A 20,428-nucleotide genomic window follows, 5' to 3' on the forward strand; every position below is an offset into this window, starting at 1 on the left:
TCATGTCAGAAGAAGCGCGGATCGTCGAAGGCGCCGGACGCGACCAGGTACACGTAGAAGTCGGCGAGCGCCACGCTCACCAACGAGGCCCAGGCCAGCAGCATGTGACGGGCGTTCAGCTTCCCGATCCACTGCCACATCCGGTAGCGCACGGGGTGCTGGGAGAAGTGCTTGAGCTTCCCGCCGACGATGTGCCGGCAGGAGTGGCAGGAGAGGGTGTACGCCCAGATCAGCGTGATGTTGACCAGGAACACCAGCGTGCCGAGGCCCATGTGGCCCCAGTGGTAGTGCTCGTCGCGGAAGGAGAGCACGGTGTCGTACGTCAGGATCCCGGCGACGACGAGGGCCGCGTAGAAGAAGTACCGGTGGATGTTCTGGAGGATCAGCGGGAAGCGGGTCTCGCCGGTGTACTTCTTGTGCGGCTCGGCGACCGCGCAGGCCGGGGGGCTCGCCCAGAAGCCCCGGTAGTAGGCCTTGCGGTAGTAGTAGCAGGTCAGCCGGAAGCCGAGCGGGAAGATCAGGATGATGATCGCGGGGGAGACGGCCCACCAGCTCCCGAACAGGTCCGCGTTCGGTCCGGCGTGCATGGTCCCGCACCGCTCGGCCAGACAGGGCGAGTAGAAGGGCGAGACGTACGGCGCCGCGTAGTAGTGCGCGTCCGAGAAGGCCCGCCAGGTCGAGTACACGACGAAGGCCAGCAACCCGGCCGCGGTGGCGGCGGGCGCCAGCCACCAGCGGTCGGTCCGCAGGTGCGGGGCGGCGATCGCGGCGCGCGTACCGGTTCGTACACCGCCGCTGTTCAGATTTGGTTCCGTACCAGTGGCCAACTTCGCACTCCGGTCGGGTTCGGGGGCGCGCCGGTGTCGAGGGCGCTCAGTGGGAGGGACCGTGGTGCGCGCCGAGCCCCTCGTCGTCGGAATCGGTCCACAGGGAGCTGTCGTACGGGGTGTCGGAGACGGGCACCAGGTCGGGCAGCCGGCCGGACGCGGATACCGCCGGTCCGGGCCCGGTGGAGAGCCGGGGGGCGGGGCCGGTGGCATCGCGCAGCAGCGCGACGCTCTCCCGCAGGTGGTCGGCGTCGGCGCGCACGCGGCGCATCTCCAGACCGGCGCCCATCTGCTGTTCCAGGCGTCGCACCGACCGCTGGAGATCGTCGAGGCTGCGCTGGACTGACGTCAGGTCGTCGTGCACGGACATGACTTGCCCTCACTTCCGCGGGCCCTGCGGCCCCAGGCGGCAACGTTCATGCGCCTGCGAGTGTTGCGCGTCACCCGCACCCGTGTGAAGGCGTGTGCACGGATTGAAGGCTGAAGCGCTCCAGAACGAAGCGTGCGCGCCGGTGGATTTCCCTGTGCGCCGGTCGGATCCGGCCGGCGCACAGGGAAATTCCCGGCCGCCGGGGTACGGTCCCGGGCGCCCGGGACCGTACGAGGAGACGCCTCCCCGGGTGCCCGGGGCCGAGGAGTCCCGCGGCGGGCCCTTCGCCCTGCGGGCGCCACGGCGCCGGCGGACCCTCGCCCCTGCTCGCCACGGGCCCCCACGGGCCCCGACGGGCGTGCCTCGGTCCCCACGCCCGCCAGGGCCCCCGCGGGCGCCATGGCGGGCCCGGGTCCGTGGTGGGGCCCGCACCGCCGCGTGGTGCGGGCCCGGATTGCGCCGCACGAGTGGGGTTCCGTACGCGCGCCGCCGTGTCGCCGTCTCCGTACTGCCGCGCTGCTCTTCAGTTAGCCCGTAGATCAGATCAGCTCCATATACCGCCAAACGGGATCAGAAGCAGACCTGCCCCCTACAGCGGAGCGTCCCCCGGAGGTTGCAGTGATGTCCCACGAAGGCGTCGGACTGCGCGCGGTGATGCGTTCGGCCGCATTCCTCGCCGCGGGCGTGCTCGCGGTACCCGCCCTCGCCGCGTGCAGCGCGGACGAAGAGGCGGACAAACCCGCGGCCGTGCAGGACATCGCGCCCGCGTCCCGTGACCTGATCGCCGACGGCGGCACCCTGCGCTGGGCCGTGGACGCCGTACCGGAGACGCTGAACGCGTTCCAGGCGGACGCCGACGCCGCGACCTCCCGGGTCGCCGGTGCCGTACTGCCGTCGATGTACCGGCTGGACGCGAACGGGCGGCCGCAGATCAACTCCGACTACCTGGAGTCGGCGAAGGTCGTGGGCACGTCGCCCAAGCAGGTCGTGCTGTACAAGCTCAACCAGCAGGCCGTGTGGAGCGACGGACGCGAGATCGGCGCCGCCGACTTCGCCGCCCAGTGGCGCGCCCTGTCCGGCAAGGACTCCGCGTACTGGACGGCACGCAACGCCGGCTACGACCGTATCGAGAAGATCGAGCGGGGCAAGAACAACCTGGAGGTCCGCGTCACGTTCAGCCGGCCCTACGCCGACTGGAAGGCGCTGTTCTCGCCGCTGTACCCGAAGGACGTCATGGGGACCTCGGACTCCTTCAACGACGGCGCGCGGCGCAAACTCAAGGTCACGGCGGGGCCCTTCGCGCTGAAGAAGGTCGACCGCACGGCCGGCGAGGTCAGCCTCACCCGCAACGCGCGCTGGTGGGGCCGCCCCAGCAAGCTCGACGAGATCGACCTGGTGGCCGTCGCCCGTGACAAGCGGGCCGAGGCGCTCGCCGAGGACAAGCTCGACCTGGCCGAGATCGACCCCGCCGATGCCGAGCGCGTCACCCGCGCCGCCCGGAACAAGGGCGGCGCCCCGTTGCAGGGGGCCTCCGCGACGACCGAGCGGCACACGGCGGGCGCGAAGAGCGAGAAGGACACGTCCAAGAAGAAGGCCGAGAAGGACACGTCCTCGGAGGAGGACGGGAAGAACGCGGCGGACACCAAGGGCGCCAAGGGCGCCAAGAGCGACAACGACGAGAAGAGAGACAAGAGCACCAAGGGCGAGAAGGGCGACAAGAGCACCAAGGGCGACGAGAGCGACGAACGTGAGCAGGGCGACGGGAGCGAGAAGGGCGAGGCGGGTGCGAAGGGGAGCGGGGCCAGGGCGAAGGAGGCCCCCTCGCGGTCGGCGCTGAGCTACTTCGTGGTCCGCAAGTCCCTCGAACCCGCCTACACCCAGCTCGCCCTCAACGGCTCCGTGGGCCCCCTCGGCGACGAGCGCGTCCGCCGCGCCATCGCCCGCGCCCTGGACCGCAAGGAACTCGCCCGCCTCGTCCTCCAGCCGCTCGGCCTGCCCGCCGAACCGGTCGGCAGCCATCTCGCCCTCGCCGGCCAGGCGGCGTACGCCGACAACAGCGGCGCCCTCGGCAACCAGGACGCCGCCGAGGTGCGGGCGCTGCTCGCGGACGCCGGGTGGGTGCCCGGCGGCCCGATCACGGAGCAGAAGAAGACGGAGAAGGCGGCCGGGTCCAAGGGCAGGAAGAAGGACGCGGGCGAGGACGACAGGCCGGGCGACGGCGGGACGTACGTCGACGGCGAGGACGACAAGCCGTCCGGGGTGGACCGGGAGCCGGCACTGGACCCCAAGGACCACGCCGGGAAGCAGGAGCAGCAGGCCGGGGCGAGGTCGGGCGCGCACACCGACGAGCAGGCCGCCCGGCACCTGGACGGCCGCCAGTACGCCCGGCAGGGCGGGCTCCCGGGGGCGTACGCGCCCAAGGGGACGGCCGCTCCGGCGGGCGCCGCGTCCAATGTCCTCGCCAAGGACGGCAAGCCGCTGACGCTCCGCTTCGTCGTGCCCTCCGGGCCGGGCTCGGAGTCCCTGCGTGTGGTCGCCGACCGGATCGCGCGGATGCTCCAGCGCATCGGGGTCCGTACGGACATCTCGAAGGTCTCCGACGACAGCTACTTCAAGGACCACATCGCCTCGGGCCAGTACGACCTGGCGCTCTACTCGTGGCCGGCCTCCGCCTTCCCGGCCACCGACGCCCGCCCGATCTACGCCAAGCCCGTTCCGGCGGCCGACGGCTCGCTGAGTGTCGAGCAGAACTACACCCGCGTCGGCACCGACCAGGTCGATCAACTGTTCGACAAGGCGCTCTCCACCCTGAACGAGGACGAGGAGCGCTCCCTGGTCCGCAAGGCGGACGCCCGTATCTGGGCCGCGGCCGGCTCCATCCCCCTCTACCAGCGTCCCCAGCTCGCCGCCGCCCGCATCGGTCTCGCCAACACCGGAGCCTTCGGATTCCAGACCCCGGTGTACGAGGACATGGGCTTCCTGAAGAAGGGCGCGCACCCTTCGGCGAGCCCCTCGAAGAGCGGATGACCTGCGGGTGAACGACCGGGGCCCGCCCTGTGGCGGGCCCGCCCGGCCCGGCACCCCGCGGCCCTGCGGAGGCCGCCTCTGTCAGGGCCACGTACCATGGGGTAAGGCCGTGGCGTGTTCAGCCCGGCAGGCCCCGCGCTGCGGAGGCCGTCCACTCACTCCGGGAGAAGCGCCTCAATATGGCCACGCGCCACGACATCCGCAACGTCGCCATCGTCGCCCACGTCGACCACGGCAAGACCACTCTGGTCGACGCCATGCTCAAGCAGGCCGGTGCCTTCGCCGCGCACGCCGCCGAGTCGCTCGACGACCGCATGATGGACTCGAACGACCTGGAACGTGAGAAGGGCATCACGATCCTGGCGAAGAACACGGCGGTCAAGTACCACCCGAAGGATGGCAGCGATGTCATCACCATCAACATCATCGACACCCCGGGCCACGCCGACTTCGGTGGCGAGGTCGAGCGCGGTCTGTCGATGGTGGACGCGGTGGTGCTGCTCGTCGACGCCTCCGAGGGCCCGCTGCCGCAGACCCGCTTCGTGCTGCGCAAGGCGCTGCAGCAGCGTCTGCCGGTCATCCTGTGCATCAACAAGACCGACCGCCCGGACTCCCGGATCGACGAGGTCGTCAACGAGACCTACGACCTCTTCCTGGACCTGGACGCGGACGAGGAGCAGATCGAGTTCCCCATCGTCTACGCGTGTGCGCGTGACGGTGTCGCCTCGCTGACCAAGCCCGAGGACGGCACGGTCCCGCAGGACAGCGACAGCCTGGAGCCGTTCTTCTCCACGATCCTGTCGCACGTCCCGGCCCCGGAGTACGACGAGTCCGCGCCGCTCCAGGCCCACGTGACCAACCTGGACGCCGACAACTTCCTCGGCCGTATCGCGCTGCTCCGCGTCGAGCAGGGCGAGCTGCGCAAGGGCCAGACCGTCACGTGGATCAAGCGCGACGGCACGATGTCCAACGTGCGCATCACCGAGCTGCTGATGACCGAGGCGCTCACCCGCAAGCCCGCCGAGGTGGCCGGCCCCGGTGACATCTGCGCCGTCGCCGGTATCCCGGACATCATGATCGGCGAGACCCTGGCCGACCCCGAGAACCCGATCGCGCTGCCGCTGATCACGGTCGACGAGCCGGCGATCTCCATGACCATCGGCACGAACACCTCGCCGCTGGTCGGCCGTGGTGGCACGGGCAAGGGCGCGGACGCCAAGGCCGCGGTCAAGGACAAGGACCGCAAGGTCACCGCCCGCCAGGTCAAGGACCGCCTCGACCGCGAGCTGGTCGGTAACGTCTCCCTCCGCGTGCTCGACACCGAGCGCCCGGACGCCTGGGAGGTCCAGGGCCGCGGTGAGCTCGCGCTCGCCATCCTGGTCGAGCAGATGCGCCGCGAGGGCTTCGAGCTGACCATCGGCAAGCCGCAGGTCGTCACCCAGGTGATCGACGGCAAGGTCCACGAGCCGGTCGAGCGCATGACGATCGACGTCCCCGAGGAGCACATGGGCGCGGTCACGCAGCTCATGGGCGTCCGCAAGGGCCGCATGGACAACATGTCGAACCACGGATCCGGCTGGGTCCGCCTGGAGTTCGTCGTCCCGTCCCGCGGCCTCATCGGCTTCCGGACCGAGTTCCTGACCGGTACGCGCGGTACGGGCATCGCCCACTCCATCCACGAGGGCCACGAGCCGTGGTTCGGCACCCTGACGACCCGTAACAACGGTTCGCTGGTCGCCGACCGCGCGGGTGCCGTCACCGCGTTCGCGATGACGAACCTCCAGGAGCGCGGTGTGCTGTTCACCGACCCCGGCACCGAGGTGTACGAGGGCATGATCGTCGGCGAGAACTCGCGCGCCGACGACATGGACGTGAACATCACCAAGGAGAAGAAGCTCACGAACATGCGGTCCGCCGCCGCCGACTCGTTCGAGGCGATCGTCCCGCCGCGCAAGCTCTCCCTGGAGCAGTCGCTGGAGTTCTGCCGCGACGACGAGTGCGTCGAGGTGACCCCGGAGTCCGTTCGCATCCGCAAGCTCGTCCTCGACCAGAAGGAGCGCGGTCGCACCGCGAGCCGCGCCAAGCACGGCTGATCCACCGGCCTCACCGGCCGATTCATCGGCTGATCCACCGGCAATCTGAGCCCGGGTACCCCCTGAGTGGGGTGCCCGGGCTTTTTGCCACCCGTTTTCCGCCCTCCCGTGTCCGAAATGCGATACGCCCCGACCGATACGCATGTAACACGTCCGTTTCGGGGGCATCTCCCGCAGATCATTTTGTCCAGATTTTGGAAGATGTACGCGCCAGCTGTGATGGAACCGAGACCTAAAGGCTGTGGTCGGTTATCTGGCTCATGTCAGATAGTTAGCCGCGTAACGCTCGGGTCAATGGGTCATGCGCTGTGGGGACAGCGCCGACTCACGAGCACAGTGGGGTGTTTGATCCTCCGTCAGGGGTGTCGGAGGTCAATCAGTACCCCTCCTGTCCGTGCACCGGTTGAGTCATGAGGAGGTACCCATGTGCGGTGTCATCAGCACCATGTGGGTCACATCGTCCCCTGCGGTCCGCGACGACGGCGCGGAGTTCCGAGCCCGGGTCCGTGCCCGAGCGTACTGACGCGGAGGCCGGCGTCGAAGCCCGGCCCGGCGGAGCGTGCCGTGGTCTCAACTACGCGCGTCCCCCTGGGGTTTCCGGGCGACTGCCGGGTAATTGACGTCTCTTCTGAACCGAACGGTGGCCGGGCACGCCAGGTGACGGCCGCCGACTCGGCACAGCCTCCTCCGCCCCGGCGGACCGGCACTGTCGAGTACGGCACACCCACACTTGCGGAATGGGCGAATTGTGACGAGTCCTATCGAGACTGAGGACGGCGCGGAACCGGTCGTCGTGCACGGCGGGCAGGTGGCGACCGCGAAACCCGAGGGCGAGCCGCTCGTCGGCCGGTCTCCCGGCCAGTTGATGTGGCTCCGCTTCAAGCGGGACCGCTCGGGGGTCATCTCCGCCTACGTCGTGGGGTTCTTCTTCCTGGTCGGGCTGCTCGCCCCGCTGATCGCCAAGCTGTACGGCAAGAATCCGTACACGGTGTACGCGGACGAACGTCCCGAGCTCTTCGACAGCGCCGGCGTGCCGCTCCAGCCCAACGGCGGTATCAGCAGCGAGTTCTGGTTCGGCCTGGAGCCGGGCAACGGCTACGACGTGTTCACCAAGCTGATCTTCGGCATCCGGACCTCGCTGATGATCTCCGTGGCGGTGACCGTCACGGTCGTGCTCACCGGCATCCTGCTGGGAGTCACCGCCGGCTACATCGGCGGCAAGGTCGACTACGGCATCAGCCGCGTCATCGACTTCCTGCTGGCCTTCCCGTCGCAGCTCTTCTTCATCGCGAGCATGCCCGTGGTGGTATCGCTCTTCGTGAGTCCGCGGGACGAGACACCGACCTATGTGCGCGTGATCGCGCTGATCGCCGTCCAATGGGCCCTCGGCTGGATGAGTCTCGCCCGCATCCTGCGGGGAACCGCGCTCGCCCTGCGCGAGCGGGAGTTCATCGAAGCGGCCAGGGTGAGCGGCGCGCCCCCCTGGCGGATCATCCGCAAGGAAGTGCTGCCCAACGTGGTGACACCGCTCCTCGTGCAGGCCACCTACCTGCTCCCCAACTTCGTGACGATCGAGGCGGGTCTGTCGTACCTCGGTGTCGGAATCGTCGAACCGACGCCCGACTGGGGGCAGATGTTCTCCAAGGCCTCGACGGAACTCGTCCTGCAGAACGACATCACCTACATGTTCTTCCCGGGTGTCTCGATGATCATTTTCGTCGTCGCGTTCAACCTGCTCGGGGATTCGGTCAGAGACGCCTTCGATCCCAAGACGGCTCGCTGACCACAGAGTTGTGGGCGCCTCGCCCCGCTTTCGAACGGCACTTCCACAGCACATCAATGGCACTTCACTGGTTCGAAGACCGCAACTCACCAGCACCGCAGGTGCACTTGCTCGCACCAGTGATACACAGATGGGTAGGAATCTGAGTGATGAGTAGGGGCGGACGCCACGCATACGCCGCGATCTCCGTGCTCGCGGCGGGAGCTCTCGTGCTCACCGGTTGCAGCAAGGGCGGCAGCGACAAGGGGAACGACAGCAAGGACAAGGAGAACGCGAAGCGCCAGCAGGCGTCGATCAAGTTCGGCACCGCCGCGGACTCCACCGGCCCCGCGGCCGAGGTCCCCGGCGCGAAGAGCGGCGGCACGATGGAGGTCCTCCAGCGTGACAGCTACGCGCACCTGGACCCGGGCCAGATCTACGTCTCCGACGAGGGCTCCCTCGCCACGCTGATCCACCGTGGTCTCACCGGATACAAGGCCACGAGCGACGACGGCTCCAAGCACGAGATCGTCGGCGACCTCGCCACCGACTCCGGCACCACGACGGACGGCGGCAAGACCTGGAAGTACACGCTCAAGGACGGCATCAAGTTCGAGGACGGTACGGCGATCACGTCCAAGGACGTACGCCAGACCGTCGAGCGGCTCTTCGCCCCCTTCATCAACCAGGGCCCGCCCTACCTCCAGCAGTGGCTCGCGAACACCCCCGGCGCGGACTACCGCAAGCTGCTGAAGGACGGCCCCTACAAGGGCAAGCACCTGCCGGACAGCATCCTTCAGACGCCGGACGCCAAGACCATCGTCTTCAAGTTCAAGACACCGCACCCCGACCTGCCGTACGCCCTCGCCATGGCGGGCTACGCGGTGGTGTCCGCGAAGGGTGACACCAAGACGAAGTACGACCGGGCGCCCGTCACGACCGGCCCGTACAAGATCCAGTCGTTCAAGTCCGGCAAGTCGATGGTCCTCGTGAAGAACACCAACTGGGACCCGAAGACGGACCCGATCCGTCACCAGTACGTGGACCAGTTCAACATCACGTTCAACCAGCAGTACGAGACGTCCACCAAGACGCTGCTGGCCGACACCGGCGCCGACCAGGCCGGCATCAGCTTCAACAACCAGGTCGACGCGGGCAACCTCTCCAAGGTCCTCGCCGACCCGAAGATGAAGGCCCGTACGGTCTCGGGCTTCCAGCCCTACGTCGGCCAGATGAACATCAACCTGAGCCACCCGGCCCTCAAGGACAAGACGATCCGCGAGGCCATCGCCTACGCCCTGCCGATCACGCCGTTCGTGCGTGCCTACGGCGGCACCGACGCGATGGAGGTCGCCGGCGGCCTCATCAGCCCGACCGTCAGCGGCTACGACGCGTCCTTCGACCCGTTCGGCAAGAAGAAGAAGCCGGCCGGTGACCCCGTCAAGGCCAAGGCCCTGCTGAAGAAGGCCGGCAAGGTGGGCATGAAGCTGACCTTCGGCTACATCAACACCCCCGAGGGCCAGCAGTACTCCACCGCCATGGCGGCGGGCCTGCAGAAGGCGGGCTTCAACGTCCAGCGCCAGGAGATCCCGGCCGAGACCTACTACGACCAGGTCAGCAAGCTGGACAACAACTACGACATCTTCCACACCGCGTGGGGTGCCGACTGGCCGTCCGCCTCGACCGTGATCCCGCCGCTGTACGACGGCCGCGCGATCGCCGACGGCGCGCAGAACTACTCGCAGGTCAACGACCCCAAGGTGAACGCGGACATCGACCGCATCAACAAGATCACCGACCCGGTCAAGGCCGCGGCCGAGTGGGAGAAGGTCGACCAGTACCTGGTCAAGGACGTCGTCAACGAGGTCCCGACCGGCTACTACAAGCAGACCCAGATCGCCGGAACCAAGGTCGGCGGCATGGTCTACGACGACGTGATCGGTGGCGTCGACCCGCGTCGCCTGTTCGTCAAGTAACCGTCGCTCTGACGGGGCCCGGTGCGCTCGCCGCCAGCGAGGCGGACGCGCCGGGCCCCGCTGGGCCCCGCTGACGTCTGAGAGCTGCCCCTGCCATGCTGCGCTTCCTCATTCGCCGCTCACTCGGCGCCGTCGTCATTCTCTTCCTGCTGAGTATCGTCGCGTTCTTGCTGTTCTTCGGGATGCCGAGGGACCCGGGGTTGCTGATGTGCGGCAAGACATGCACGCCTGCCAACCTCGCGAACATCCACCACGTGCTCGGCCTCGACAAGTCGATCCCCGAGCAGTACGGGATCTTCCTGCACAACCTCGTGCTGGGCAGCAACGGCTTCGACCAAGGTCCGTGCCCCGCCCCCTGCTTCGGGTACTCGTACCACACGAACGAGCAGGTCTGGGGCACGCTGATGGACCGGCTGCCCACCACCGTCTCACTGACGCTGGGTGCCGCCGTCTTCTTCCTGATCGTCGGCCTCGGCACGGGCATGCTCTCGGCCTGGAAGCGGGGCACGCTCCTGGACAAGACGGTGACGGCCGGGGCGATGGTCCTCAGCTCGATGCAGATCTACTTCCTCGGCCCGCTGGCACTGGCCGCCCTTGTCTACCAGAGCCACCTCTTCGACAAGCCCGCCTACAACGACTTCACCGCGAACCCGGTCAGCTGGTTCACCGGGCTGATCATCCCGTGGGTGATCCTGTCCACGATCTTCGCCTCGCAGTACACGCGTATGGCGCGCTCGTCGATGATCGAGCAGCTCCAGGAGGAACACGTCCGCACCGCGCGAGCGAAGGGCATGTCGCGCAAGTACGTCTTCTTCCGCTACGCCTGGCGCGGTTCCCTGATCCCCATCGTCACCATCTTCGGCATCGACCTCGGCTCGCTGCTGGGCGGCGCGATCATCACCGAGTACACGTTCGGCCTGCCGGGCCTCGGCCAACTCGCCGTGCAGTCCGTCTTCTTCAGCGACCTTCCGCTGCTGCTGGGCGTGATGCTCTTCTCCGCCGCCATGATCCTTCTGTTCAACATCATCGTGGATGCCTGCTACGCCTTCATCGACCCGCGCGTGCGGCTGTCCTAGGAGCACTCCGTGACCACTCTGACCAAGGAATCGGGCGCCGGTGCACCGGCGGACCCGGGTGCCTTCCTCTCGGTGCGTGACCTGTACGTCCGCTTCAAGACCGAGGACGGCGTCGTCAAGGCCGTCGACGGGCTCTCCTTCGAGCTCGAACGGGGCAGGACCCTGGGCATCGTGGGGGAGTCGGGCTCCGGCAAGTCGGTGACCAACCTGACCATCCTCGGCCTGCACAACCCGATGTTCACGACCATCGAGGGCGAGATCGTGCTCGACGGCCAGGAGCTGATCACGGCCCGGGAATCGGAGCTGGAGAAGGTACGCGGCAACAAGGCCGCGATGATCTTCCAGGACCCGCTGACCGCGCTCTCCCCGTACTACACGGTGGGCCGGCAGATCGCCGAGCCGTTCAGGAAGCACACCGGGGCGTCGAAGAAGGCCGCCTGGGACCGGGCGGTGGAGATGCTCGGCAAGGTCGGCATCCCCAACCCCAAGGAGCGGGCGAAGGACTATCCGCACCAGTTCTCCGGCGGTATGCGCCAGCGCGCGATGATCGCGATGGCCCTGGTCTGCGACCCCGACCTGCTCATCGCGGACGAGCCGACCACCGCGCTCGACGTCACCGTGCAGGCCCAGATCCTCGACCTCCTGAAGGACCTCCAGCAGGAGTTCGGCTCGGCGATCATCTTCATCACGCACGACCTGGGTGTGATCGCGGACATGGCCGACGACATCATGGTGATGTACGCGGGCGGGGCGGTGGAACGCGGCACGGTCAACGAAGTGCTCCGCTCGCCCCAGCACCCCTACACCTGGGGCCTGCTGAACTCGATGCCACGGCTGGACTCGGACCTCAGTACGCCGCTGGCCCCCATCCCCGGCGCGCCGCCCTCCCTGCTGAGGCCGCCGTCGGGCTGCCGGTTCCACCCCCGCTGCACCTTCCAGGGCGAGGTCGGGGGCGCGCGGTGCGTGGACGAACTCCCGTCGCTGCCGGCGGGCCGGGGAGGCGCCTGTCACCTCACGGCCGAGCAGAAGCAGTCCATTTTCATCGAGCAGATCAAGCCCCGGCTGCGGTAGGGAGAACAGCGCCATGAAGGAAGACGTCACGAAGGACGTCACGACGGGTGAGACCACGCTGCCCGCCCCGCGCGCGGCCACCGGCGACAGCTCCGCCGAACCGCTGCTGGTGGTCGAGAACCTGGTCAAGCACTTCCCGGTCAAGGGCGGCTTCCCGATCCGGCGCACCATCGGCGCGGTGCAGGCCGTGGACGGCATCGACCTGACGGTGCACGTGGGCGAGAGCTTCGGCCTGGTGGGGGAGTCGGGCTGCGGCAAGTCGACGACCGGACGCCTGATCACCCGTCTCCTGGAACCGACGGGCGGCACGATCTCGTACCGCGGCCAGGACATCAGCCACGCCAGCCGCAGGCAGCTGACGCCGGTCCGCTCCGAGATCCAGATGATCTTCCAGGACCCCTACTCGTCGCTGAATCCGCGCCAGACGGTCGGCAAGATCATCTCGGCTCCGATGGAGATCAACGGGATCAGCCCGGAAGGCGGCCGGGAGAAGCGGGTCCGTGAACTGCTGGAGATCGTCGGACTGAGCCCCGAGCACTACAACCGCTTCCCGCACGAGTTCTCCGGCGGCCAGCGCCAGCGCATCGGCGTGGCCCGCGCACTGGCCTCGGAGCCGAAGCTGATCGTCGCGGACGAGCCGGTCTCCGCCCTGGACGTCTCCATCCAGGCGCAGGTCGTCAACCTCCTCCAGGAGGTGCAGAGGGAACTGGGCATCGCGTTCCTGTTCATCGCCCACGACCTCGCGGTCGTACGGCACTTCTCGCAGCGTGTCGCGGTCATGTACCTCGGCAAGGTGATCGAGGTCGGCGACCGGGAGTCGATCTACACCCGGCCCCGGCACCCGTACACGCACGCCCTGCTCTCCGCGGTCCCCGAGGTCGAACTGAACGAGACGGGCAAGGTCCGACGGGAGCGGATCCGGCTCGCGGGCGACGTGCCGTCACCCATCTCCCCGCCCTCCGGCTGCCGCTTCCGCACCCGCTGCTGGAAGGCGCAGGACAAGTGCGCCCAGGAGGAACCGCCGCTGGTCCGGATCGCGGGCAACCACGACGGCCACCTGACGGCCTGCCACTTCCCGGAGGACCCGACCGTCGAGGGCCGCGACGAGGACATCGTGCTGGACCCGGCACTGGTGGCCCTGGAGGACGCTTCAGAGGGCCTGTAGGACGACCTGCTGGAAAGGGGGCCCGCCGCTGTCGCGCGGGCCCCGCTTCCTCTGCCGAGGCGGACTGCCGCCCTGTGGACTCACGTCTCCGGGTCACCTGGTCGGCCCGCCGTCACCGCGCGGCGCCGCGCGCTCGGGTCAGGCCGGGCCCGCGACGGTGATGATCTCGGGGGCCGTGGGGGAGACGGGCTCCCGGCCCCAGTCGCCGTACTGCTCGTGCACGACGAGCCCGGCCTCGCCGAGGAACTCCCCGAGCGCTTCCGCTCCCAGGAACCGAAGGGTGCTGCGACTGACCCTCGGCCGTTCCCAGCGCGCGTGCTCGAACGTCTCGCTGAACGTCACACGGTCCCCGAGCACCGGCGTCTCGACCTCGTGCCGGACCCGTACGGCGTCCCCGTGCTCGTCGCTCACCTCGCGAGCCCGCTCGGGCCGCCAGGTCTCCCACGCCCGGACGGCGGGATTGCGGGTCTCGAAGACGAACCGCCCGCCGTCGCCGAGCGCCTGCCGTACGGAGGCCAGCGCGGAGCGCACGTCCTCGTCGCCGACGAGCACCTGGAACGCGTGCCCGGTCATCACGACGAGGTCGAACTCCCGCTCCCAGCGCACCGATCCGAGATCCCCGAGCACCCACTCGACGTCGGCCTGCCGACGCGCCTGCACCAGCATGGCCGCGGCGGGATCGAGCCCGCACAACCGCCCGTCGTGACCCGTCTCCCGGGCCCGCGCCAACAACCGTCCCGTCCCGCACCCGACATCGAGCACGGACCGCGCGGACATCACCAGGTCCAGATAGAAGTCGTCGCTCGGGCCCCATGGATTGAGCGCGTCGTACAGGGCGGCGAGCGAGACGTCACTGAACGAACGATCAGCCATCGCAGCAGTCTCTCAGCCCGCGGGGCGGTCCGAAACCACTGATCGGGAAGGATCGGGTGAGCAAGTGGGGGAAGACAGTGGGAGGTTGAACGGGTCGACCGGGAGCCGGCGAAACAGGCTCCGGCACCGCTCGCGGGAATCGGGACGAGATGCCGCAGCACGTCGAACTGTGGGTGCCGGACCTGGGGCGGGCCGTGCGCTCCTGGGGCTGGCTGCTGGAGCGACTCGGGTACGCGCCGTACCAGGACTGGCCGGACGGCCGGAGCCGGCGGCTGGGGGACACCTGCCTCGTGTTCGAGCAGTCGCCCGCCCTGACCGCGGACCACCACGACCGGCTGCGCCCGGGGCTCGACCACCTCGCCTTCCACGTCACGAGCCGCGCCGAACTCGACACGCTCGTCGAGGAGGCACCCGCGTACGGCTGGACGCTCCTGTTCCCCGAACGCCCCCCACGCGGGCGGCTCCGGGCACCGCGCCGCCTGCCTGGAGAACACCGACGGCTTCGAGGCCGAACTCGTGGTCAGGGAGGACGAGGGGAAAGGGGTGGGACAGGGGGAGGGGGTAGGCCAAGGAGGTCAGCGGATGATCCGGCCGCGCAGCACGATGCGGCGCGGGTGCCGCAGGACGCCCGGTTCGTGGCGGGGGTCCGTGTCGTAGACGGTGACGTCGGCCAGGGAGCCCTCGGCCGGCAGGGGGAGCCCCAGAAAGGCACGGGCGGTCCAACTGGCCGCGCCGACCGCGGCCTCGGCAGGCAGCCCGGCGTCGATGAGGTGCCCGACCTCGGCGGCGACGTTGCCGTGGGGCGCCGAGTCCGTGCCCGCGAGGACGGTGACACCGGCGTCGTACGCCTCCCGGACCCGGCGGATCATCGTGCGGTGCCCCTCGCGCCGGAGCCGGCCCCGGGCGTTGTCCTTGATCCGGGTGGCGCTGCGCGCGAAGGCGGTGAGCGTCGGGACGTACGCGCTGCCGTGCCCGGCCATCAACTCCACGCACTCCTGAGGCATCCCCATGCCGTGCTCGATCGAGTCGACCCCGGCGCGCGCCGCGCCCAGCACACCCGCCGCGGACTGGCAGTGCGCCGCGACCCGGCCACCCGCCGCGTGCACGCCGTCGACCACCGCGCGCAGCAGCTCGTACGGCACCGGCGGCGCCTCGAAGTCCCAGTCGCCCAGGACCTTGCACCAGCCGTCATGCGCCTTCGCCTCGGCCACCGCCACGGCGACCAGGTCGTCGGTCACCGTGTGGAAACCGGCGCTGCGGGAGAGCCCTGCCCAGGCCAGCCAGCGTCCCGCCGTGACCATGCGGGGCGAGCCGGGGGCCTCCCGTAGCTCGTCGGGGATCTCGCCCAGCAGCCCCGGAAAGCGCAGGGCCGTGACCCCCGCGTCCCGGTGCGCGGCGATCTGTTCGGCGAAGACCTCCGGATCGAAGTCCGTGTCGTCCCCGGCGGTACCGGGGTGCGTGTGGACGTCCACGAGGCCCGGCAGCAGGAATCCGCCGTCGGCGACGGTGTCCGCCGGGACGGAGGGGCGCTGGAAGGTGATCCGGTCGCCGACCGTCCAGAGGTCGCGTACGACACCGTCGGGCAGAACGGTTCCGCGCAGGTGGAAGGGCATGACACGACAGTGTGCCCGTCGTCGCCGGACGGGGACAACTCCCGCTGCACGTCGGCCCTTTGGCCGAGGTCCGTCGCTTCTCGGCCGCTTCTTATTCGTTCGACATCGAACGGCCGGACCGGGATGCTTCACCCCGATGACTTCAAAGACACGAACGGACAGGCCGTCGGCCCGGGACGAGCGCACCCAGCTGACCACTTTCCTCGACTACGCCCGCGCCACCGTCCGCGCCAAGTGCGAGGGCGTGTCCGCGGAGGACGCCCGCAAGGCCCCGCTGCCCGGGTCCCCGCTGATGACCCTCAGCGGGCTCGTCAACCATCTCCGCTGGGTCGAGTACTACTGGTTCCAGGTGGTCTTCCTGGGCGAGGAGGACAAGGGGCCCTGGACGGACGAGGACCCCGACCGCGAGATGCGTATCGCCGTCGACTTCCCGCTGCCGCGGCTCCTCGACGAGTACGACGAACAGAGCGCCCGCTACAGCGAGTTGGTGGCCGCGCACGACCTCGACGCCAGGGCCGAGCGGCCCGGCCGCGACGGCACGCGCGTGGACCTCCGCTGGATCGTCCTCCACCTCGTGGAGGAGACGGCCCGCCACAACGGCCACCTCGACATCCTGCGCGAGCTGGCCGACGGCCGGAGGGGCCACTAGACCATGGGAGAAGCGGAGTTGTCGTACCCCACCATCCGTACCCTCACCTTCGACTGCACCGGTGACCCGTACGATCTCGGGCTGTTCTGGAGCGAGTTGCTGGGCCGGCCGCTGGCCGACGACGACAAGCCCGGTGACCCGGAGGCGGTGATCGAGGACCCGTCCGGCGGCCCTGCCCTCCTGTTCGTGCGCGTCGAGGAGGGCAGGACGGCCAAGAACCGCGTCCACCTCGACCTCCAGCCACACGGCCGCACCCGGTCCGCCGAGGTCGAGCGCGCCCTGGCCCTCGGCGCCCGCCAACTCGCGGACCACACTCGCCCCGACGGCGGCGGCTGGGTCGTCCTCGCGGACCCCGAGGGCAACGAATTCTGCGTGGAACGCGGGGAGTTGGGCTGACGGGGCCGGGCTGGTCAGGCCGGTGCCGGACTCCGGCGCGGTTGCTCGTCCGTCACGCGCGCGGCGCGTCTCCTGCCTTCCCGTACCGGCGGAAGGCGTCGGTCCTGACCGTCCACCGGCCGAACGGAACGGTGTCGCCGAGGATGTACGGAGCCTTGTCCTGGTAGCGAGCCCGCCGTCCCGTGCCGCGTCCACGACGGAGGCCCGCACCGAGACGGTGCGGGCCTTCGTTCCCCTGGAACCGGCGTTCATGGGCTCGGGTCAATGGGCCGGGAAAGTCGGTTCCTGAAGGGGGCGGCTGACGGAAAGGGGTGTGTCAGACCGCCGCCTCGGGGTCCTTGGAGAGACGCTGGGCCGGAATGGTCTCCTTCGTCTCCGGGTAGTGGCACGCCGTCAGGTGACCGTCGCTGCTGCCCGAGATCTGCACCAGCGGCGGAGCCTCGGTCGCGCACTTCTCCGTCGCCTTCCAGCAGCGGGTGCGGAAGCGGCAGCCCGACGGCGGGTTGAGCGGGGAGGGCACGTCACCGGTGAGCAGGATGCGCTCGCGGGCCGGGCGGTCGTCCGCGGTCGCCTCGGGGACGGCGGACATCAGCGCGCGCGTGTACGGGTGGCGCGGGTTGTCGTACAGGTCCTCGCGGTTGGCGATCTCGACGATCTTGCCGAGGTACATCACCGCGACGCGCTGCGAGAAGTGCCGCACGATCGCGAGGTCGTGGGCGATGAACAGGAACGCGATGCCCAGGTCCCGCTGGAGGTCCTGGAGCAGGTTCACGACCTGCGCCTGGATGGAGACGTCGAGAGCCGAGACCGGCTCGTCCGCCACGATCAGCTTCGGCGAGAGCGCCAACGCCCTTGCCACACCGATGCGCTGGCGCTGACCGCCGGAGAACTCGTGCGGGAAGCGGTTGTAGTGCTCCGGGTTGAGACCGACCGTCTCCAGGAGTTCACGGACGCGCTTCTCGTGGCCGCCGGACGGGTTGATCCCGTTGATCTCCATCGGGCCCGAGATGATCTTGCCGACCGTCTGCCGCGGGTTCAGCGAGGCGTACGGGTCCTGGAAGATCATCTGGATCTCGGACCGGATCGGCGCGAGCTGCTTGCGGCCCGCGTGCGTGATGTCCTGGCCGCGGTAGCTGATTTTGCCGCCGGTGGGCTCGAGCAGGCGCGTGATCAGCCGGCCCGTCGTCGACTTGCCACAGCCGGACTCGCCGACCAGGCCGAGGCTCTCGCCCTCGGCGACCTGGAAGTCGAGACCGTCCACGGCCTGGACCGCGCCGATCTTCCGCTTGAAGGGGAAGCCGCCCATCACCGGGAAGTGCTTGGTCAGTCCGGTGACGTCCAGGAGGGGGTTCGTGTTGCTCATGATCGTGAAGTCCCGTCTCAGTTACGTCAGTGCGACCGGGTCGCGGCGTAGTCGGCGAAGAAGTCGCGGCGCTGGTCCGCCGTGAGGTGGCAGGCGGCACCGCGCCCGTCCGTGATCTCCAGCAGCGGCTGCTCCGTGGAGCAGAGGCCGCCGGTGACCTTCTCCGTGAAGGTGCACCGCGGGTGGAAGCGGCAGCCGGTCGGCGGGTTGAGGAGGGAGGGCGGCGAGCCGGGGATCGGCGTCAGCGGCACGTCGACCGGTCCGTCCAGGGACGGCATCGAGCCCAGCAGGCCCCAGGTGTAGGGGTGCTGCGGCGCGCGCAGCACCTCCTTCTTGGTGCCCCGCTCCACGCACCGGCCGCCGTACATCACCAGGACGTCGTCCGCGATGTCGGCGATGACACCGAGGTCGTGGGTGATGAAGATGATCGCCGTGCCGAACTCCTGCTGGAGGTCCTTGAGCAGGTCCATGATCTGGGCCTGCACGGTGACGTCGAGCGCGGTGGTCGGCTCGTCCGCGATCAGCAGTTCGGGGTCGCAGACCAGGGCCATCGCGATCATCGCGCGCTGGCGCATACCGCCGGAGAACTGGTGCGGGTAGTCGTCCACCCGCATGTCCGGCTGCGGGATGCCGACGCGCCTGAGCATCTCGATCGCCCGCGCCCGGGCCTCCTTCTTGGAGGCGCCGGTGTGCTTGCGGTACGTCTCGCCGATCTGCTTGCCGATGGTGTGGTACGGCGACAGCGAGGCCAGCGCGTCCTGGAAGATCATCGACATCTTGTTGCCGCGCAGCTTCTCCAGCTCCCGCTCGGAGGCGGTCAGCAGCTCCTTGCCGTCGAGCAGGATCTCGCCGTCGATGGCGGTGCGGTCGCGGTCGTGCAGGCCGAGGATCGTCAGGTTCGTGACGGACTTGCCCGAGCCCGACTCGCCCACGATGCCGAGCGTCTTGCCCCTGGCCAGGTCGAAGGTGAGACCGTCGACGGCCTTGACGACGCCGTCTTCGGTGGAGAAGTGGACCTTCAGATCCCTGACGGACAGGAAGGGCTGCTGATCGGTGCTCGTCACGGGGACGCTCCTGGGGGTGATGCGAGGGGTAGCTTGCGGGTCGGCGGGTGGACGGCGGCGGGGCGCCGCGGTCAGGCGAGCCGGATCCGCGGGTCGATGAGGGCGTAGACGGCGTCGACGATGATGTTGAAGATCACGATCGCGCCGGCCGACAGGACGGTGACGCCGAGCAGCATGGGCAGGTCGCTCTTGTAGACGGAGTCCACCGCGAGGCGACCGACGCCCTGGAGGCTGAAGACCGACTCGGTGATGATGGCGCCACCGATCAGCGTGCCCAGGTCGATGCCGAAGACTGTGACGATCGGGCCCATCGCGCCGCGCCAGGCGAACCGGAAGAAGACGTTCGCACGGGACAGGCCCTTGGCGCGGGCGGTGCGGACGTAGTCCTCGCTGAGCTGTTCGACGAGCTGCGAGCGGGTCATTCGGGTGTAGTTGGCGGTGAAGATGATCGCCAGCGTCAGCCAGGGCAGCAGCAGACCGGAGAACCAGGCGACCGGGTCGTCGGTGAAGGGCGTGTACGACGGCTGCGCGAACAGGCCCAGCTTGGAGACCAGGAAGAACATCGCGACATAGCCCACGAAGTAGATCTGCAGCGAGGAGCCGAACAGCGAGGCGGAGCTGGCGAACTTGTCCAGGAACTTGCCCTGCTTGAGGGCGGCCAGCATGCCGGCGCCGACACCGAAGATCAGGAAGACGATGGCCGCGCCGAACGCGAGCGAGAGGGTCGTCGGCAGGCGGTCCATGATCGTGCCGAGAACGGGCTCGCGGTTGGCGAAGGAGTAGCCGAGGCAGGGGGCGGGGCAGTTGCCGAAGCCGGGGTAGTCGCGCCCGACGAATACGCCCTTCAGCCAATACCAGAACTGCACAGGTACCGGGTGGTCGATGCCCAGGTTGTGCCGGATCCGCGCGAGCATGTCGGGCGTGCAGTTCTTGCCGCAGGACATCATCGCCGGGTCACGCGGGATGGCGTAGAAGAGGCCGAAGGTGATGGCACTGATGATCAGCAGGATGACCAGTGCGCCGAGGACTCGGCGGATGAGAAAGCGGGGCATGGGGGCGTGACTTTCCGGACGGGGCGCCGTCGCCGGGGGCGTGAAGGAGGG

The 20,428-nt window shown here is 69.1% G+C and carries 16 protein-coding genes and 1 pseudogene; 10 read left to right on the plus strand and 7 right to left on the minus strand.

Annotation, left to right across the window (positions count from 1 at the left end):
• Nucleotides 1–5: 5 nt before the first annotated feature.
• Nucleotides 6–827, minus strand: coding sequence for a hypothetical protein (locus ACZ6KY_RS05845; protein WP_469309078.1), 822 nt, complete (start codon nucleotides 825–827; stop codon nucleotides 6–8).
• 46 nt (nucleotides 828–873) lie between these two features.
• Nucleotides 874–1,197 (minus strand): hypothetical protein, encoded by a 324-nt coding sequence (locus ACZ6KY_RS05850; RefSeq protein ID WP_469309079.1) that lies wholly within the window; start codon nucleotides 1,195–1,197, stop codon nucleotides 874–876.
• A 621-nt stretch (nucleotides 1,198–1,818) separates the two neighbouring features.
• On the opposite strand from ACZ6KY_RS05850, the gene ACZ6KY_RS05855 reads away from it, so the two are divergent.
• The 7 genes from ACZ6KY_RS05855 to ACZ6KY_RS05885 all read left to right on the plus strand — a co-directional run bounded on the left by ACZ6KY_RS05855 (nucleotide 1,819) and on the right by ACZ6KY_RS05885 (nucleotide 13,367).
• Nucleotides 1,819–4,224 carry an ABC transporter family substrate-binding protein gene (locus ACZ6KY_RS05855; protein ID WP_469309080.1) on the plus strand — a complete coding sequence of 802 codons (2,406 nt, stop codon included), beginning with the start codon at nucleotides 1,819–1,821 and terminating at the stop codon, nucleotides 4,222–4,224.
• Nucleotides 4,225–4,403: 179 nt separating this feature from the next.
• Entirely contained in the window at nucleotides 4,404–6,317 is a 1,914-nt protein-coding gene (typA, locus tag ACZ6KY_RS05860) for a translational GTPase TypA (RefSeq protein WP_469309081.1), read from the plus strand.
• A 748-nt stretch (nucleotides 6,318–7,065) separates the two neighbouring features.
• Nucleotides 7,066–8,100 carry an ABC transporter permease gene (locus ACZ6KY_RS05865; protein WP_469309082.1) on the plus strand — a complete coding sequence of 345 codons (1,035 nt, stop codon included), beginning with the start codon at nucleotides 7,066–7,068 and terminating at the stop codon, nucleotides 8,098–8,100.
• Between the two features lie 149 nt (nucleotides 8,101–8,249).
• Nucleotides 8,250–10,055 (plus strand): ABC transporter substrate-binding protein, encoded by a 1,806-nt coding sequence (locus ACZ6KY_RS05870; protein WP_469309083.1) that lies wholly within the window; start codon nucleotides 8,250–8,252, stop codon nucleotides 10,053–10,055.
• A gap of 95 nt (nucleotides 10,056–10,150) precedes the next feature.
• Nucleotides 10,151–11,131 (plus strand): ABC transporter permease, encoded by a 981-nt coding sequence (locus ACZ6KY_RS05875; protein ID WP_469309084.1) that lies wholly within the window; start codon nucleotides 10,151–10,153, stop codon nucleotides 11,129–11,131.
• 9 nt (nucleotides 11,132–11,140) lie between these two features.
• A complete protein-coding gene (locus ACZ6KY_RS05880) occupies nucleotides 11,141–12,202 on the plus strand; it encodes an ABC transporter ATP-binding protein (protein WP_469309085.1) in 1,062 nt (353 codons plus the stop codon).
• A gap of 13 nt (nucleotides 12,203–12,215) precedes the next feature.
• On the plus strand, nucleotides 12,216–13,367 hold the full coding sequence (locus ACZ6KY_RS05885; RefSeq protein ID WP_469309086.1) for an ABC transporter ATP-binding protein: 1,152 nt from the start codon (nucleotides 12,216–12,218) through the stop codon (nucleotides 13,365–13,367).
• 138 nt (nucleotides 13,368–13,505) lie between these two features.
• On the opposite strand, the gene ACZ6KY_RS05890 is transcribed toward ACZ6KY_RS05885, so the two are convergent.
• Nucleotides 13,506–14,240 carry a class I SAM-dependent methyltransferase gene (locus ACZ6KY_RS05890; RefSeq protein WP_469309087.1) on the minus strand — a complete coding sequence of 245 codons (735 nt, stop codon included), beginning with the start codon at nucleotides 14,238–14,240 and terminating at the stop codon, nucleotides 13,506–13,508.
• Nucleotides 14,241–14,389: 149 nt separating this feature from the next.
• Here ACZ6KY_RS05890 and ACZ6KY_RS05895 point away from each other — a divergent pair.
• Nucleotides 14,390–14,759, plus strand: a pseudogene (locus ACZ6KY_RS05895) (VOC family protein); the annotation flags it as partial.
• A 56-nt stretch (nucleotides 14,760–14,815) separates the two neighbouring features.
• On the opposite strand, the gene ACZ6KY_RS05900 reads toward ACZ6KY_RS05895, so the two are convergent.
• Nucleotides 14,816–15,853: an amidohydrolase family protein gene (locus ACZ6KY_RS05900; protein WP_469309088.1), complete on the minus strand. Its 1,038-nt coding sequence runs from the start codon at nucleotides 15,851–15,853 to the stop codon at nucleotides 14,816–14,818.
• Between the two features lie 136 nt (nucleotides 15,854–15,989).
• Here ACZ6KY_RS05900 and ACZ6KY_RS05905 point away from each other — a divergent pair, with 136 nt between their 5' ends.
• Complete coding sequence (locus ACZ6KY_RS05905) at nucleotides 15,990–16,502, plus strand: DinB family protein (protein ID WP_469309089.1); 513 nt, start codon at nucleotides 15,990–15,992, stop codon at nucleotides 16,500–16,502.
• A 3-nt stretch (nucleotides 16,503–16,505) separates the two neighbouring features.
• Complete coding sequence (locus ACZ6KY_RS05910) at nucleotides 16,506–16,898, plus strand: VOC family protein (RefSeq protein WP_469309090.1); 393 nt, start codon at nucleotides 16,506–16,508, stop codon at nucleotides 16,896–16,898.
• A 316-nt stretch (nucleotides 16,899–17,214) separates the two neighbouring features.
• Here ACZ6KY_RS05910 and ACZ6KY_RS05915 read toward each other — a convergent pair whose 3' ends face one another.
• The 3 genes from ACZ6KY_RS05915 to ACZ6KY_RS05925 all read right to left on the minus strand — a co-directional run bounded on the left by ACZ6KY_RS05915 (nucleotide 17,215) and on the right by ACZ6KY_RS05925 (nucleotide 20,377).
• A complete protein-coding gene (locus ACZ6KY_RS05915) occupies nucleotides 17,215–18,261 on the minus strand; it encodes an ABC transporter ATP-binding protein (RefSeq protein WP_469309091.1) in 1,047 nt (348 codons plus the stop codon).
• Nucleotides 18,262–18,287: 26 nt separating this feature from the next.
• Nucleotides 18,288–19,325, minus strand: a complete 1,038-nt coding sequence (locus tag ACZ6KY_RS05920; protein ID WP_469309092.1) for an ABC transporter ATP-binding protein — start codon at nucleotides 19,323–19,325, stop codon at nucleotides 18,288–18,290.
• Nucleotides 19,326–19,396: 71 nt separating this feature from the next.
• Nucleotides 19,397–20,377, minus strand: coding sequence for an ABC transporter permease (locus ACZ6KY_RS05925; protein WP_469309093.1), 981 nt, complete (start codon nucleotides 20,375–20,377; stop codon nucleotides 19,397–19,399).
• Nucleotides 20,378–20,428 lie beyond the last annotated feature (51 nt).

Source organism: Streptomyces sp. NPDC042002, from assembly GCF_055588305.1.